The 16,485-nt window shown below is 53.7% G+C and carries 15 protein-coding genes; 7 read left to right on the forward strand and 8 right to left on the reverse strand.

The window, feature by feature from the left end:
* Both B3759_RS05845 and B3759_RS05850 read right to left on the reverse strand, forming a co-directional pair.
* Window positions 1-704 (reverse strand): glutamate racemase (locus B3759_RS05845; protein ID WP_291364581.1); only part of this gene is annotated, 704 nt, incomplete at its 3' end.
* Window positions 705-722: 18 nt separating this feature from the next.
* Window positions 723-1,478, reverse strand: a complete 756-nt coding sequence (locus tag B3759_RS05850) for an orotate phosphoribosyltransferase (RefSeq protein WP_010667976.1) — start codon at window positions 1,476-1,478, stop codon at window positions 723-725.
* Window positions 1,479-1,601: 123 nt separating this feature from the next.
* On the opposite strand from B3759_RS05850, the gene B3759_RS05855 reads away from it, so the two are divergent.
* The 3 genes from B3759_RS05855 (at window position 1,602) to gspD (ending at window position 5,738) form a co-directional block, all read left to right on the forward strand.
* Window positions 1,602-2,516 carry an ELM1/GtrOC1 family putative glycosyltransferase gene (locus tag B3759_RS05855; RefSeq protein WP_291364584.1) on the forward strand — a complete coding sequence of 305 codons (915 nt, stop codon included), beginning with the start codon at window positions 1,602-1,604 and terminating at the stop codon, window positions 2,514-2,516.
* A gap of 623 nt (window positions 2,517-3,139) precedes the next feature.
* On the forward strand, window positions 3,140-3,346 hold the full coding sequence (locus B3759_RS05860; RefSeq protein WP_291364586.1) for a hypothetical protein: 207 nt from the start codon (window positions 3,140-3,142) through the stop codon (window positions 3,344-3,346).
* A 91-nt stretch (window positions 3,347-3,437) separates the two neighbouring features.
* On the forward strand, window positions 3,438-5,738 hold the full coding sequence (gene gspD, locus B3759_RS05865) for a type II secretion system secretin GspD (protein WP_291364588.1): 2,301 nt from the start codon (window positions 3,438-3,440) through the stop codon (window positions 5,736-5,738).
* 119 nt (window positions 5,739-5,857) lie between these two features.
* Here the strand turns inward: gspD and B3759_RS05870 are convergent, their stop codons facing one another.
* Window positions 5,858-6,577, reverse strand: a complete 720-nt coding sequence (locus B3759_RS05870) for a hypothetical protein (RefSeq protein ID WP_291364590.1) — start codon at window positions 6,575-6,577, stop codon at window positions 5,858-5,860.
* A 366-nt stretch (window positions 6,578-6,943) separates the two neighbouring features.
* On the opposite strand from B3759_RS05870, the gene B3759_RS05875 reads away from it, so the two are divergent.
* On the forward strand, window positions 6,944-7,192 hold the full coding sequence (locus tag B3759_RS05875; RefSeq protein WP_010668610.1) for an acyl carrier protein: 249 nt from the start codon (window positions 6,944-6,946) through the stop codon (window positions 7,190-7,192).
* Between the two features lie 36 nt (window positions 7,193-7,228).
* Window positions 7,229-9,013: an HAD-IIIC family phosphatase gene (locus tag B3759_RS05880; RefSeq protein ID WP_291364593.1), complete on the forward strand. Its 1,785-nt coding sequence runs from the start codon at window positions 7,229-7,231 to the stop codon at window positions 9,011-9,013.
* Window positions 9,014-9,134: 121 nt separating this feature from the next.
* On the opposite strand, the gene B3759_RS05885 is transcribed toward B3759_RS05880, so the two are convergent.
* Window positions 9,135-10,535 (reverse strand): tetratricopeptide repeat protein, encoded by a 1,401-nt coding sequence (locus B3759_RS05885; RefSeq protein WP_291364595.1) that lies wholly within the window; start codon window positions 10,533-10,535, stop codon window positions 9,135-9,137.
* A gap of 211 nt (window positions 10,536-10,746) precedes the next feature.
* Here B3759_RS05885 and B3759_RS05890 point away from each other — a divergent pair, with 211 nt between their 5' ends.
* Window positions 10,747-10,989: a hypothetical protein gene (locus tag B3759_RS05890; protein ID WP_010669274.1), complete on the forward strand. Its 243-nt coding sequence runs from the start codon at window positions 10,747-10,749 to the stop codon at window positions 10,987-10,989.
* Between the two features lie 304 nt (window positions 10,990-11,293).
* Here B3759_RS05890 and gltA read toward each other — a convergent pair whose 3' ends face one another.
* The 4 genes from gltA to B3759_RS05910 form a co-directional block, all read right to left on the reverse strand.
* A complete protein-coding gene (gltA, locus tag B3759_RS05895; protein WP_291364597.1) occupies window positions 11,294-12,583 on the reverse strand; it encodes a citrate synthase in 1,290 nt (429 codons plus the stop codon).
* A 160-nt stretch (window positions 12,584-12,743) separates the two neighbouring features.
* Entirely contained in the window at window positions 12,744-13,283 is a 540-nt protein-coding gene (locus B3759_RS05900; protein ID WP_291364599.1) for a SixA phosphatase family protein, read from the reverse strand.
* A complete protein-coding gene (locus tag B3759_RS05905; RefSeq protein WP_291364986.1) occupies window positions 13,276-13,596 on the reverse strand; it encodes a chorismate mutase in 321 nt (106 codons plus the stop codon). Before B3759_RS05905 ends, B3759_RS05900 begins: the two co-directional genes overlap by 8 nt.
* Before the next feature lie 194 nt (window positions 13,597-13,790).
* On the reverse strand, window positions 13,791-14,540 hold the full coding sequence (locus tag B3759_RS05910) for a metallophosphoesterase (protein WP_291364601.1): 750 nt from the start codon (window positions 14,538-14,540) through the stop codon (window positions 13,791-13,793).
* Between the two features lie 377 nt (window positions 14,541-14,917).
* On the opposite strand from B3759_RS05910, the gene B3759_RS05915 reads away from it, so the two are divergent.
* Window positions 14,918-16,435: a succinate CoA transferase gene (locus B3759_RS05915; RefSeq protein ID WP_291364603.1), complete on the forward strand. Its 1,518-nt coding sequence runs from the start codon at window positions 14,918-14,920 to the stop codon at window positions 16,433-16,435.
* Window positions 16,436-16,485: the final 50 nt, after the last annotated feature.

Consider the following 16,485-nt stretch of genomic DNA (forward strand, 5'->3'; position numbering starts at 1 on the left):
GCATCTGCCGGATCAAGCCAGGCAACATGCTTGGGTGAGGCTGCACGCAGGGCTTCATACAGAAATGTGTAATGTGTGCAGCCCAATGCGACGGCATCAATGCGGTCTCCATCCGGTTGCCCGAACAAGCCGGCGACTTCTCGCTCGATCAAATGCGGGGCGGGAGGTTTTCCTCTGAAGGCTTCCTCGGCGTAATCAGCCAGGTGACGCGCACCGTGAGCAATGAGTGTGCAATCGGGAGCAAATTGCTGACGAAGTGCATCTACATACGGACGGCGCACGGTTGCCCGGGTAGCGAGTAACCCGATGACGCGGCTTCGGCTGATGCGGGCAGCCCAGCGAATGGCTGGAACACACCCGACAAACGGAGTCTCTGGGCAAGCTTCTCGTAGCGCACCGAGCGCCAGCGTGCTGGCTGTATTGCAGGCAACGACAACGACATCGGGTTTGCAGATGTCGATCGCGTCTTTCAGGAGAGCCACGATATGCGCGCAGAGCGCTGCATCTTCCTGCTCTCCATAAGGAAACAGGGCGGTGTCTGCGATGTAGCTTATGTGGACGTCAGGTAGACGGCGACGTAACGCCGCGACAATGCCAAGTCCGCCAATACCGGAATCAAACGCCAGAATACGGCCTCTGGCCGGAGAGGGGGTAAAACCCTCTCCGGTTACTGGCTGATCTGACGTGGAAACCGGCACGTTCATTACATTCGCGCGTTACTGTCAGGAATCGCGGGCCGTTTTCAGGGCCAGAGCTTCCTCAAGACTGCCGACGCCGCCATGTTTGGCGGACCATGCGCAGGGGTCTTCAAGGAAACGACGCACCTCAGCAGCAGCGCCTTCCGAGAAATATGGACGCTCGGCGCAGGCTTCCAGCACATCCCACCATGTGCAGAGGGAGTGCAGGGTGATGCCCATTTCCGAGAGCGTCTTATGCGCGCCGGGGAACACGCCGTAGAAGAACACCACGAACGTATGATCGACAATCGCGCCCGCATTGCGCAGAGCCTTGGCGAAACCGATTTTTGACGCGCCGTCGGTCGTCAGGTCTTCAACAAGAAGAGTACGCATGCCTTCCGGCACATCGCCTTCGATCTGGGCGTTGCGGCCAAATCCTTTGGGCTTTTTGCGGATATAGGCCATCGGCGTCATCATGCGGTCGGCGAACCATGCCGCGAAAGGAATGCCTGCCGTTTCACCGCCGACTACGGCGTCGATGCTTTCATATCCCACGTGACGGCCGATTTTCTCGACACCGAGCTCCATGATTTTCGCCCGGGCACGGGGAAAGAAGATGATGCGGCGGCAGTCGATATAGACGGGCGACTTCCAGCCGGATGTCAGTGTATAGGGATCTTCAGGGCGAAAGTTGACCGCCTTGATCTCCAGAAGAAGCCGGGCGGTTGTAAGGGCTGCATCCCGGTCCCACGCAGAGGCATCATTGCCGAGAACCGATTCCTGTCCGATCATGTGCTTCATGTCCCTTTCCCATCGCGCGCATTCGCCTGCGTCGACGTGGCATAGCTGCACACAGGCGGAAAATCCATCACTCACGGTTGAAAACCCACTGACTGGCACGGTGGACTGGTCTCGGCTGGTTCCATGACGGACGTTCTGGAGCCGTCGCCCGTGCCTGTATGGGTGATTGAATCGGCTCAGCCGGGAGGGTGTGGACCGGCGCATGCTCTTGCCGGTCGCCTTGGATGCTCTTTCAGACGTCTGAGAGATGCGTCTTTTGTAGAGAATGATTCCGCTCCGCCGGGCCTTATCCTGACAGCAGGGTTTTCTGCCGGGATGGCAGGTCTTTCCTTACGCAAGAAACTGAAGGTGCCTGTTGTCCATTGTTGTAGCAGCCGATCGATGGCTCTGGCAGGAAGTCGCGTTTTTGATGAGGTGATTCTCTCGTCCTGGCATGTGCCGGAAGGGAAGAACGGCCGCGTCTTTCCTGTTCTGGGACCGTTGAGCGTTGTGTCTCCGGCTCTTTATGAGCGCGCCGAACGGCTCTGGCGGGAAAGACTGGAGCATTTGCCGCGACCAAGAGTTGCTGTGCGACTTGAGGCCGGATGGAGTGATTCTGTTTCCGACGCCATGCTGGCAGCTCGGCAGATCGAGCTGAGTATGAGGCTGTTCGGAGGCTCCGTAATGGTCACAATCGGCGAAGGGGTTTCTCCAGCCTTTGCGAATGCTTTTGCGGAAGGGCTAGGCTCATGCATCAAGCTGATCTGGCGTCATGGTGAACCTGACGATAATCCCGGATTGGGATTTACCGCCTGTGCGGATGCCGTGCTCATCTACGGAACCCGTGTATCCGCGCTGATTGAGGCTACTGCGAGCGTTCTTCCAGTGTTTCTGGGGCACATTCCCGGTCGCTTTGGCGCATACAACAGTCTGGCTCGTGCGCTTCTGGAACGAGAGAATGTCCGGATATTTGACAGCGACTTTTCTCCGTGGCCCCGGGAGCCGCTTGATGAGTCCGGGCGTGCTGCAAAATATATCAGAGACAAATTTGAAATATAATTATTGAAGGTATTTCTTTTTTGAGTGTGCCGGAAAGTATTGATGTAATTAGCAGCGCTTGGTGAGGGGATTTTAGTAGTCTGTTCGCAGCTGTATTCGACACTCCTCACCCAGATGTCGGTCCATAAACTTGCCGGTCTGGGGGAACGGCCGATGCGGTCAGCGCAGTGATTAGTGGCGCAGGAGAGCGCACACCTCATTATGCGGATAATGCGACTGCTGGATGTTATGGGATCAGCAGATGGACGGGGCAGGCCACTGGCTTGTCCCGTTTTTTGTGTCCCGAGTTTTGTTAAATTTTGATGTATTTGCGCCTGACAATTGCCAATTGGCGGGTTTGGCTCTGGTCTAAAATTGCAAAATGGATATCAACGGCAAATATGGCGAAACCATTAAGGGATAAGGCGGCTGCTGCAATCTGTTTGATATCGAGTGACCCTCTGAATGAAGCGGTATTCAGAGGTGGCATGCCTTGCGTGCATTCAGTGCTGTATGCCGGATGTTTTCATATTTCTTTGATATGAAAGGGATTTTCTGTTTGGGAATGTTGGGCTGCATATGCTGTTCCGAACGTAGGTCTGTCCCGATATTATCAAGGATTTTCTCAGGAAGCAGAAAGAAAAGTGTCCCGATCTTTATTTCTGTTCCTTCGTGAAATGGAGTTTGCCTTTTTTATGGTTTCTGATTTTGTGCGTTATGATCAGGTGATTTTTGAAATGGCGAGAGTGACGCCTTTTTTGTCTAAACCCGCGACAAAAGACCGGATGACAACTGCGGAAATTTCCCTGAATTGGCCACGCATCTCCAGAAAGAACGGTGTCCTTCATTGAATGTCTTGAGAAACAGGGAGTGCAGGTCAGGGCACATGGGATATCTGTATTTTTTCAATCGCTGTCTGGTTCAGACGACCCGGGAATATTCATGAAAAATCAGCAGGGCTTGTCACTGGCAGTTGGAATGCTTTCGTTGCTGTCGCTGGCAGGGTGTCAGGAAAATGAGCCGGTCGTTACGCCTTTGCCGGGCGCTGTCGTATCGATGAATGCGCCGGAACGGACAAACGGTCAGATCAGCGTCGCGACAGGCTCAAAAGCGCTGGCATCTTATGGCCGTCATTCTTCGAGCGGGCTGGTGTCAACCGGGCAGGGTGAGGGGGGTGACATTACCCTTAACTTCGCGGGAACGGATGTCAGGGCTGCGGTTGATCAGATCCTTGGTGACCTGATGGGTGTCAATTATACGATTGATCCCGGTGTGCAGGGCACCGTCACATTACGGGTGACGCATCCGATCAGACGCGATCAACTGCTTCCTGTGCTGAAAGATATCCTTGCCGGTTCTGGCGCGACAGTCGTGCAGGATAATGGTCTGTATCGTGTCGTTCCTCTTGCTGGAGGCCGGTCTGGCGGCGGGCCGGGCGGAGGCGCTGAACAGGGGCAGATCGCGATTGCGCTGAAATACACATCTGCGGAAAATCTGGCCAAGGTACTGAAACCATTCGAACAGAATGGAGGGCATATTGCCGCCTCCACCGGTTCGAACGTGATCATCGTCAGCGGCGATCCAGCCAGTCGTCAGGCCCTTGCTGATCTCGTCAGAAGTTTTGATACAGACATTCTGTCTGGCATGTCCTATGCGCTTCTCCCATCAATATCGGGAAACGCACAGGAACTGTCACACGCTTTGCAGACAGCGCTCGACGCCGGAAAGAATGGCGCACTGTCAGGGCAGCTCCAGATCGTGCCAATGTCGCGTATCGACAGTGTCCTCGTCGTAGCACACACAGAGCGACAGATTGCTGACATACAGAGACTCTATCGTCTGGTTGAGGCGCGACGGTACAAAACGGCACGCGTCTGGAATGTTTATTATCTCCAGAATGAGCGTGCGAATGACGTGGCCTACGTCCTGCAGCAGGCATTTACTCCAAGCCATGTGACGGCTCGACCGACAACGCAGAATGCGTCGGTTGGTCAGATGGGCAACGCGATGAGCCAGAATGGCATGTCTGGTGGTAGTAGCTCGGGCGTCGGCTCTTCCATGGGGGATAGTAGTCAGCAGCAGGGACTGGGAGGACTGTCATCCGGGAGCAGCAATGGCTCCAGCGGGCAGGGTGACGGCATGTCAGGAAGCGGCGGTAGCCAGTCCTCCCAGCAGCAGGATGACGGCATTTCCAACAATCCTCTGCTTGGCGGTCTTGGTAATCAGGGGAGTGGCGAAAGCTCCCGTGAGACTGTGAAAATCATTCCTGATTTGCAGAATAATTCGATACTTGTTTACGGCACACCGGAAGAAACCGGCGATGTGATCGCCATGCTGCACAAGATCGACATCATTCCTTTGCAGGTCCGGATCGACGCCACGGTGGCGGAAGTCACGCTGAATGATAATTTGAAATACGGAACGCAGTTCTTTTTCAAATCCGGCGGTGTGAACGGTATTCTGAGTAGCGCCACCCAGAGTCTTGGCACGTCAACACTGACCTCCTCCCAGTTGAGCAGTTCATTCCCCGGCTTTGTGTTGGGTGGTAGCAGTCAGGGAGGTGCGCCTTTCGTCATCAATCTTCTTCAGGGAATCACCAAGGTTCAGGTTCTGTCCTCACCGGAGCTGATGGTTATGGACAACCAGTCCGCTTCATTGATGGTGGGTGATCTGGTGCCGTATCTGACCGGCTCCACCACAGGCGTGCTGACCTCCAATTCAACAATCACGAACTCCATCAATTATCAGCCGACCGGCGTTATTCTCCAGATCACACCTCACGTCAGTAATGGTGATCTGGTGACATTGGATGTGTCGCAGCAGGTCAGTCAGGTCTCGTCTTCGACGACAACCACCGGTAGCGGCTCCATCAACAGTCCGACCTTTTCGGAACGTCAGGTGAAATCCCGCGTCGAGATCGCTGACGGACAGACGGTTGGTCTTGCCGGCATGATCACGGATAACCGTCAGACAGGAAATCAGGGTATGCCGTGGGTCAAGGACATCCCACTTCTGGGCGCTCTGGCGGGAGACCAGACCAATTCACGTTCCCGGACGGAGCTGCTGGTGCTGATTACGCCGCATGTTATTCACAGTCAGACTGACGCCGCAAAGCTGACAGAAGATATGCGCGAACTGCTGCCTCACGCGGCAATGCTGCAACCTGAACTGGCCAAGCTGCCCATGTCGGGATCGTCGAATCCCAACCATCGTGTTCTCAAGGCTCTTGGATTGAATGACTGACGACGTAGAATAAAGACTTCATCCGGCGCTTACACCTGTCCTGATGAAGTCTTTATTCTTATTTATTGCATTGGAATGATAAATAAAAAGAATGAAAGAGAGTAAGGCGATATTGTTTATTATGGATAGGTATCTGTAGGCTTCACGTCTTTGTTCCTTGCATAAAAGATTGAGGAATCTGGTCCGGCTTGTGCAAGGATAATGAACACCTCTTTTACGTGTGCGGGTTTTAGGCAAAGAGCATCAGCGCCTGCGATATCGGTAAGGAAATCCATATTGATTTTATTTTCGTCATTTGAAATCGGAAACAGGTCTGGTCTTTCTTTTTGTAATTTCCTTATTTTTCGTCTGTTTGCGTGCTTTAAGACATTAACAATATTATTCACCAGAGAGACTTTTTCATCAATCGGTCTGTATTTTTCTATGCGCTTCTTAATTCCTTTGAATGTTTCGAAATCCTTATAGTTGAAGTCCTTTATCTCTTTATCAGTGGCATCGTGCTTTAGTTCGGCACCTTTAATCACATTGAACCAATGTTTCTCCCAGAAATGGAAGAAATTAATTACGGTTGTATTGTTGGTGGTGGTTCTCGTATCAATGCACAGATTAATGTTTTCTGTGTATTCCGCTTCTTGCGAACTAAGTCTTCCGTAGGCTTCGTATTCATCTCCCGCTAATTCAATCCTTTGGGATATATCCTTTAATGCTTCTTCTAATTCCCTTTCTTCTTTTTCCAAGGCCGTATTCATCTTCTCATAAATCATAAATAGCCATTCTATTTTCCATGAATACTCATGATCAGGCAGGTCTGGATGGTCAAAAGGTTCTAAAAGTTTCATAATCGAGTTCTTAATCACCAATAAGCAGGCATCATATTACGTTTTCTATGATAGCGAAAACATCGCACGCCACCACTCTACCAGAAAATCAGAAATATTACTCAGCATGGTCGTATCCCATCACACAGCCGTTTCCATAATTCTTGAACGAAAACCAATGACTAAAATCAGGGAGATGATAGTAAATAATTATCAAACAGGAAATATGTTCTGCCTTAAATCAGGTCATTGCACATTGGTCTGAGAGGTCAGGGCAGGAGCGGGTATCTTTGAATCCGCACATTTAGGTGTAAGATACTGCCAAGACGATAGTCGTACACTGGCGCTACGCTGTCAGTAACAGAATGAGAGTATGGAGAGTTTTAGATGGCCATGACCCCTGAGCGTATTCGCAAGCGGCTCGTTCGCGTGTTCAATACCATTCTGCCGGGAAAAAGTGCTGAAGAAATCCCCGAAGCAACAATGGACAATACGGAAGCCTGGGACTCTCTGGCGACACTGTCACTCTTCACGCTCGCGGAAGAAGAATTCGGCATCAAGCTTGGGCTGGACCTCATCGGTCAGACCAAAAGTTTTGCAGCACTTGAAAAGCTGGTGACCGAAAAAGTCGGCTGATCAGCATCTGAGCCTGTCCAGCATTAGGAGTTGTTTGTGTCTGATTTGCCTCTTTCTGCAAAAATCATCCCCGGTCTCGGTGACATTCTGTCCACCGGCACGCGCATTGTCGCAGGGGCATGGCCGTTTGGGGAGGCAGACAGCTTCCGTGAGCTCAAGGTCCATATCATGGGCACGACAACCACGGACATGCTGGCGCGGGCCATCGCCATCGGCTGTGTTCAGGAGAACATCCGCCCGCATATCAGTCAGTCACTGTATGGCTCGTTCATGCAGGATGTGTTGAATCCGGCCTCCGAATTCTACAGCATCAAGCCGGATATTGCGGTCATTGTCTCGGACTGGCGCAGTCTGGTGGCGGATATTCCGGCCAGCACCAGCGAGGAAGACGTCTCTGCAATCATCGACAAGAAGGCGAATGAAATCCTGTCGATGTGGCGGCGTATCAGCCAGAATTGTGGCGCGAAGATCATCCACCACTTTCCGCCACCGCCGCAGTTCCGTCTGACCGGTGTTGCCGAACAGTATCTGCCGGCATCCTATACCAATCAGCTTCAGCTCCTTCTCAGAAGACTATGGTCTGCCGAGACTTTCGGTGTGCAGATCATCGATTTCGGTCAGTTTGCGCTGGAATATGGAAATGCTGCCGCGTTTGCGCCCAGAAGCTGGTACAGCGCCAAGCTTCCGATCGAAAACAGCGCTCTGCCTGCCTATGTGCCGTTATTCCGCTCGGCGCTGCGTGGAGCCCTGAACACAGCGAAAAAGGCTCTTGTCCTCGATCTCGACAACACCCTCTGGGGTGGTGTGATCGGTGATGACGGCGTGGACGGCATCAAGATCGGCAGCGGCGACGCTGTATCCGAGGCTTACGCAGCCTTCCAGAGCTATGTGAAACTGCTGGCCGATCGAGGCATCATTCTGGCCGTGTGCAGCAAGAACAATCCTGACATTGCCAAGACCGGTTTTGACAAGCCGGGAAGTATTCTCAAGGTCAGTGATTTCGCCGCTTTTGAAGCCTCATGGGGCGATAAGGCTAGCGGTTTGCGCAAGATCGCCAAGCAACTGAATATCGGTCTTGATGCACTTGTGTTCGTCGATGACAATCCGGCGGAATGCACACTTGTCCAGCAGGAACTGCCTCAGATCGGAACCGTGCATCTCGATGGTGATCCAGCCGATTTCATCGCGCAGGTCGAACAGGGCTACTGGTTCCAGTTCCAGAAATACAGCCGTGATGATTTCGCCCGGACGCAGGCCTATGCCATGCGGGCAGCGGCGCTTGCCGAGCAGGGTGATGCGTCTGATCTGCCGTCCTATCTCCGTAGCCTGGAGATGCTCGGACAGGCCGTTCGTCCTTCGGAAGGACAGATTGAGCGTGTGGTCCAGCTGGGGCAGAAAACCAATCAGTTCAATCTGCTGACACAGCGGTTCGATGAGCAGACAGTCCGTGGTTTCATGGCGGATGACGGCAATGTTGTTCTGGCCTGCTCCCTGAAGGACAAGTTCGGCGATCATGGTCTGGTGTCCGTTCTGATTGCCCAGAAGCAGAATGATGATCTCGATATCGTCGAATGGACGATGAGCTGCCGCGTGTTCTCTCGTACCTTCGAGCAGTTCATCATGAATGAACTGATCCGGATTGCTCAGGAGAGAAACATCCGGCGGATCGTGGGGCGCTTCAAGGCGACGGCCAAAAACAGCGTTGTGGCTGATCTCTATGAGCGTCTCGGCTTCGTGCGTGAGGGTGATGATGTGTGGGTGCTGAATCTCGCAGACGTCACAGCGCCGCTGGAAACCTATGTGACAGCAGTTTCCGAATAAAGGTTTTTGAAACGAACAGGGGCTTCAGAGTGAACTGCTCTGAAGCCTTTTTTTATGCTGTTGGTCAGAGAGTAGTTTCTGCGCTTTCAAGGCAATAGGACCTGATAATCCGGCTATGATGTCAGATTAGGATGCCTTGTTCTCTGTCCATCCTGTCGATTTCATTTTTGATGGCCGCGGTTATGCGGGTGTCGAAGGCAAGTCCGATATCTTTTGTAAAATTGTTGATCTCGTTCCAGCTGTAATCGAATGGAAACGGGATATGGAAATAGGTGACGTGGTCGGATTCAGGACATTCCTGAACGGGACGATTGCAGTTCAGAATAAGGAGCCGTGAGGCGTTCTGTGCAAGGATCTGTTCCATGCTGGGGACAAATTCAGCAAGATCACACTCGCCCGTTATGGCATAGACAAGCAGGCTGTGGCCTTTGCTCCACATACTTTGAAAAGCATCGATTTTCTTGTTGATCAGAGAAAAGAATGCCTTGTGGTCAGCGCCAATGAGCGTGCGACCGCGTTCGTGACCAAAATGAACACCGCTTGGTCTGTGCATCATCCGGGGAGCACCTGCAGGGTCCTGACTTTCATAATAGTTGTCCAGATTTCGAAAACTCTCAAAGTCACTGAGCAGAGCTTCTGCGGCTGAGTTTTTTCCGAAAGCACCCAGATCAAAAATCGTTATAGCGTCGGGATTGCCGATATATTTGAGGAGCCCCCACCGATTTGCCATCGAATAGGGAAGGCAGTTCTGACCGAAAGACAGGATCTGCGTCTTGCTCCCCGGACGGGAAACTATTTTTCGGTTCCAGAGAGCTGACTCAACGATGACACGAAGATTGGCGTAATTGATGCCATCAAGAACCGGATCGTTCGGATCGCAGCGTTCAAGAAAGATATCACACAGCTCAAGTTGACGTTCAAAATCGCCAATTGTCTCAAGCGCGAAATAGAGTGCTGCGCCACATTGGTTAAATCGTGTCAGCACATCCCAGTATCTGGCGAGGAACGCCCTGATGGCGCCGAAATCCTTCTTCTCAACGAGAGGAAGGAAAATTTCAATTATAACGGGGAGATAGCATAGATCTCCCCGTGGATCATGCTGCTTTAATACGACGTTTCGTCGTCGGATACATTCATCCCAGTCAGCACGAGCGTCGAAGGTGCGCGTCCAGGACAGTGTAAAGCCCAAATCATCCGGGAATGTTTTGTAACACCACTCTATACATTCATCAGCTTTTTCCGTCTGACGGGCATGCTGTAACGCGGAAAGATATTGCCACCAGATCCCGCGATCATCAGGAAAGCTTTTCGCCAGATTTTCAAATATATCACATGCTTCTTCGTAATCGCCGTCTTCCATAAGTTCCTGCGCTGCATGAAATCTTGACGATTTTTCCTCTTCAGAAACAGGAATATAGTCTGACACTGCTTTTTCTCCGGCGTGACCTGCGCGTTGCATAATATAGCGGCAAAGAGAAACAAGGCGAGACGGGGCAGACGGCTGGAATTCAAACACCGTCACCTTCAGATCTGGGATTTTTATTGTCAGAATTTATTTTGACTCAGTCATCAAAGTGAATGACGAGGGAGAGTGGGGTCGCGGCTCTGAAGCGACTGATACATAACGTGAGTTAAACGTGATGCCGGAAGAGAAGCCATTTCCTTGCGGAGGCAAGGTGCATAAGATATAATCACGTAGTTGCAAATGATTATCAATTCTAAGGATAAACAAAGTGGTCGATAGCAGTCGGATAGCGAGAAACTGCGAAAGGGCTGTGATCACGGCTTATCAGGAACTGAAACAGGTGGGGACAAACGATGTCTCTGCGTTTAATGCCTGCACGACTCTCTATCGCATCCATCATCCGGAATCTTCCCTGAATGAGGCGAGGCGTCTGGTGTCTGAGTGGATTGATCATCACGTCGTCAAGAAGAGCAATGAGCCGACCAAAGGCTGTGACTGCGCCGTAAAGTAAGCGCTTTTTTTTGAGCGCTCTATGATTGCAACCCGGCATTTTTGACGGGCCAGAGTGGCGATATTCCATTCTGGCTGGCGCGTAAGTTTTATCACGCCACTATGATTCAGGGGCTGTGTCCTGAATCCTGCAAAGGGCAAAACCCCTTTGATTCCATCCTGTTGAAATCAATGTGAAAAAGGGACTGACCATCTCAAGGCAGAGGAGGGGCGTTTTTCACTTCTGACGTCGTCGTTCATAAAAGAAGGGAGAACCACCTTTTACGGTTGTCTCCCTTCTTTGACAGGCGGAAATTTAGCCGCGCTTATCGCTTATCAAGATCGACGAAATTACGTTCTGCATAACCCGTATAGAGCTGACGCGGACGGCTGATACGCTGTCCCGGCTCTTCGATCATTTCTTTCCACTGACTGATCCAGCCTGTAGTGCGGGCGACCGCGAACAGCACGGTGAACATGCTAGTAGGAATGCCCATCGCCTTCAGGATGATGCCGGAATAGAAATCGACATTCGGGTAAAGCTTGCGCTGCACGAAATAGTCGTCGCTGAGAGCGATCTTTTCCAGCTCGACAGCCAGATCGAGTTCCGGATCGTCCTTGATGCCGAGTTCCGACAGCACCTCGTGACAGGTTGCCTGCATGATCTTCGCACGGGGGTCGAAATTCTTGTAGACGCGATGTCCGAAGCCCATGAGCTTTACGCCGCTGTTCTTGTCTTTCACCTTGGAGATGAAGTCGGGGATATTGTCCTTGGAACCAATGCTGGCCAGCATTTTCAGCACGGCTTCATTGGCGCCACCGTGAGCAGGTCCCCACAGAGCCGCGATGCCAGCTGCGATACAGGCGAACGGATTGGCGCCTGTCGAACCGGCCAGACGCACTGTAGAGGTCGAAGCGTTCTGCTCGTGATCGGCATGCAGGATGAGGATACGGTTCATGGCGCGCGCCAGAACCGGATTCACCTTGTAAGGCTCGGACGGACGAGCGAACATCATCGAGAGGAAGTTCTCGGCGTAGTTCAGGTCGTTACGCGGGTAAACGAACGGCTCGCCAACCGTGTATTTGTAGGCCCAGGCGGCAATCGTCGGGATCTTGGCGATCAGACGCATGGCCGAAAGGTCACGGCTTTCCTTTTTGGAAATGTCGTTGGCGTCCGGATAGAAAGCGGACAGCGCGCCGACGGTGCCGCACAGGATCGCCATTGGATGGGCGTCACGGCGGTAACCGTTGAAGAAGTTGCGAATCTGCTCATGCAGCAGCGTATGATTCGTGAGCGTGTTCACGAAGGAAGCATACTGCTCCTTGTTGGGCAGCTCCCCGTTGAGAAGCAGATAAACCACTTCCGGGTAGGATGCGTGCTCGGCGAGCTGCTCGATCGGATAGCCCCGATGCAGCAGGATGCCCTTGTCACCGTCAATGAAGGTAACCTTGCTTTCGCAAGAGGCTGTCTCGCCATAACCAGGGTCGAACGTGAAAACGCCCGTATCATGGGTCAGACGACGAATATCGACGACATCCGGTCCCAGAGTGCCCTTGAGAACCGGCAGTTCAGCCGATTTGTCTCCGATTTTGATGCTGGCAGTTGTACCCGTCACAGCTTCCTCCGACGCGCTCTATGGCGCTACTTCTGAAACGATCTGGCCACGCGCCTCAAGGCGGTGGCAACCCGGTGAATGTCCCTGATCGCGAGAGAAATCGGAACCCTGCGGAGGGGTCACCTTGTTGCGAGGCAGGGGGTTCAGAGCCTGTTTCCGCTCAATTTTGCGAGAACGATTCAAGCCACGCTGTCTTTGGCCCCAAAGATTTCCATGCAAGGGCAATGGTTTCACGCTCTTCGACCTCGACATTGAAGGTCGCAAGCGTTCCGAGTTCAAAATCAGACTCGAGTGCAACTTCCACGCCATTCAGATAACGGGCGAGGGCAGGGAGCCCCGGATTGTGCCCGACCAACAGAATCGTGTGCACCGAATCCGGAGTGGCCCGAAGGCGTGCGAGCAGTTCATCGGGCGCTGCCAGATACAGAGTCGGCTCGATACGGATTTCGGGTCGGGCATTATTTCCGAACGGGAGAAGTCCGGCATAGGTCTGGCGTGTCCGCATGGCCGGGCTACACAGCACCAGATCCGGGACAAGACCGGCCCGGCGCATGCTTTCACCGCGCCGTCTAGCCATGCGGTGACCCGTATCCGTCAGCGGACGCGCAAGATCGGCCTTCGTGCTCATGTCGCCACCTTCGGGAGGAGCGGCTTCGCAATGCCTGAGCAACAGGAGTCGATGGGCGACCGGCTTAATCATTGCTGACGGATCCCGTGCCTGCGTCCTTCTGCTTCGCAATGGCCTCATGATGCCGGATGACTTCACTGATGATGAAATTCAGGAATTTCTCGGCGAAGTCGGGGTCCAGCTTGGCGTCCTTGGCCAGTTGTCTCAGCCGCGTGATCTGTCGTTTCTCGCGCGCCGGATCGGCTGGTGGCATCCGATAGCGGGCTTTCAGTTCGCCCACAGCCTGTGTGCAACGGAAGCGCTCGGCCAGAATCGCCACAAGCGCCATATCGATATTGTCGATGCTCTGACGGAGCGCCGCCAGTTCGGCGTTTTGCCGGCTCATACTGTCGGTGGAAGGAGTCGTGTCAGAGGAGGCAGAAGTCACGCCATTTGGTCCTGTTGTATTATGTGTCCGCGCCCTGTCTGACGCCGGAAGCGGCTGCGGGCGGGAACGATTGAGAATCCGCATGGCTCATCATGCCGTGAGCAGAGAGAGCAGGGCAACGGCCCGACGACAGGTTTGTGATAAATCACGACTCAGAAAAACGGTGACGGCGGCGGATAGTCCGGGATGTCGCGGACTTCATCCGGCAGATCAATCCACGCCAGATGACCGCCTTTGCCTGCTCCGGTATCAACAAAAACGGCTGTGCCCCCAGACCGTCCGTGCTTGACCCAAGGACGTCCATCCGTGGAACGACGGTCATGCCCGCAATAAACAGTGTGTCCCATAGGGATATGGTCCACCCAGTTCAGTCGCCGCTCCGGATAACCGTCGGGCTGGGTTTTGCCCGTCACCTCACCGAAAAGCGCGCGTGACAGAAGCGAGGTGACATTATCCAGACCGGACGGCGCGGGTTCTTCCAGCATGCCTGTATGGAAAGCGGCATGGACAAAGATCCTACGCCCGAGCCGCAGCCAGGTCGGTGCCTCTCTGAGAAGGGGTAGCAGGATTTCCTTGATATCGGCGTTACGAGCGTCATTCACCTGTTCAAGCGTGGCTTCCAGAGGCGGATCGCGCCGCAGTTTTCGTCCCATGAGGGCGCGCCCGAGCTTGCGGTCGTGGTTTCCCAGAAGAAAAAGGCCTCTCCGGTCGTGAATGATGTCAGCCATCAACCGAAGGGTGCCGGCGCTCTCAGGGCCGTAATCGACCAGATCGCCCAACTGGATGATGAAACGGTCCGTTGCGGCGGCATGGCGAAACGCTTCCAGATCACCATGCACGTCTCCCACGACGCGAATGCGTCGTCCGGCGATAAGGTGCTGTAAGTCTCTCTCGTCATACATGGCGTGCTCGCTTGCGACATCACTCTGTCATATTTGGCCAATTTTTCTCGTCAGCGAAGGGGGCCATTTCATTATTTATGTCTTTTATAACGCGGTTCTGGCTTTTATGGCGAACTGACCTCACGAAAATTCGATCAGATAAGAGGGGTAAACAGGGGCTGCGCACACTCATGTGAGACGCGCTTTCCCACGAATTGAGCGTAGATGGGGAACCGAATGATCCCGGTGAGGCCTGAGATGGTTTTCTGCACAGAAAACAAGAAACAGTCAGAAGACCGCTTCTGTCCCCGGATCAGGTGGCTCGATGCAGACGATTCCCTGAGGGGAAGTGGCTGCGGGGCCGATCCATTGAATCGAAGCTGGAACTGGAACGCTTTATGACTGATCGTATCCGTAGCCAGGCGTTGCGCGCCAAGGAAATGCCGGCGGAAGCCGCTGCCGCCATGATTGGCAATGGCGCCACTCTGGGAACCAGCGGTTTTACCGGCGCTGCCTATCCAAAAGCCGTCCCGATGGCGCTGGCTGACCGGATTACCGCAGCCAAAGAGAAGGGCGAGGAGCTCAAGGTTCGTCTGGTGACGGGTGCGTCAACGGGACCCCAGCTGGATGGGGCGCTCGCAAAGGTGCATGGCGTGTCTTACCGCTCGCCGTTCAACACAGACGCTGCGATGCGCAACAACATCAATTCCGGCGAGACCGAGTATTTCGATACGCATCTCGGACTGGTCGCTCCCCGTGCGGTGCAGGGTAATTACGGCAAGTTCGACTTCGCCATTATCGAGGCGACTGCGATTCGTGAGGATGGCGGGATTGTTCCGACCTCATCTGTAGGCAACTCGCAGACCTTCATGGATCTGGCCGAGAAGGTCATCATTGAGGTTAATGACTGGCAGCCTGAAGGTCTTGAGGGCATGCATGACGTGTTCCGGGGCAATATCAGCGGCATGGCGCCCCGTGACATCATTCCTCTCACCAGTGCGGACGAGCGGATTGGCGAGACGTTCCTGCGGGTTGATCCGGCCAAGATCGCCGGGATCGTGCGCAGCAGCGAGCCGGACCGGAACGCACCGTTCGCCAAGCCGGATGCTTCGGCCAAGGCCATTGCCGGACATCTGCTTGAGTTCTTCGAGCATGAAGTAAAGGTCGGTCGTCTGCCCGCGAATCTGCTTCCCCTGCAGTCCGGTGTCGGCAATGTGGCTAATGCGGTTCTGGATGGTCTCAATGAAGGACCGTTCGAGAATCTGATGGGCTATTCCGAGGTCATTCAGGACGGCATGCTGCGTATGCTGGACAATGGCCGGATGAAGATCGCGTCTGCGACGTCGTTCTCTCTGAGTCCCGACGCCGTTGAGGAAATCAACGCACGTATTTCGTTCTTCCGCGAGAAGATCATCCTTCGTCAGCAGGATGTCAGCAATAACGCCGAAGTCATCCGTCGTCTGGGCTGCATCGCCATGAATGGCATGCTGGAGGCTGACATCTACGGCAACGTCAATTCAACCCGTGTCATGGGTTCGAAAATGATGAACGGCATTGGGGGATCAGGCGACTTTGCCCGTAACTCCTATCTGTCGATCTTCCTGACGCCTTCCACGGCGAAAGATGGCCACATCTCGGCAATCGTGCCGATGGCGGCGCATGTGGACCACATCATGCAGGATAGCCAGATCATCGTGACCGAGCAGGGGCTCGCGGATATGCGTGGTCTAGGACCGGTGCAGCGTGCGGAAGTTGTGATCCGCAACTGCTCGCACCCGACCTACCGCCCGATGCTGGAAGATTATCTGGCGCGGGCCAAGAAGGATTCCTTCGGCAAGCATACGCCTCATCTGCTTAAGGAAGCCCTTTCCTGGCATGAGCGTTTTGTGGAAACCGGTTCCATGCTTCCGGGCTGAAGCGCATTTTTTACCGTTGCGAATGAAAAGGGCGTTCCGCAAGGGCGTCC

It is taken from the genome of Acetobacter sp. UBA5411 (assembly GCF_002409645.1).
In the GTDB taxonomy this organism is placed as follows: Bacteria; Pseudomonadota; Alphaproteobacteria; order Acetobacterales; family Acetobacteraceae; genus Acetobacter.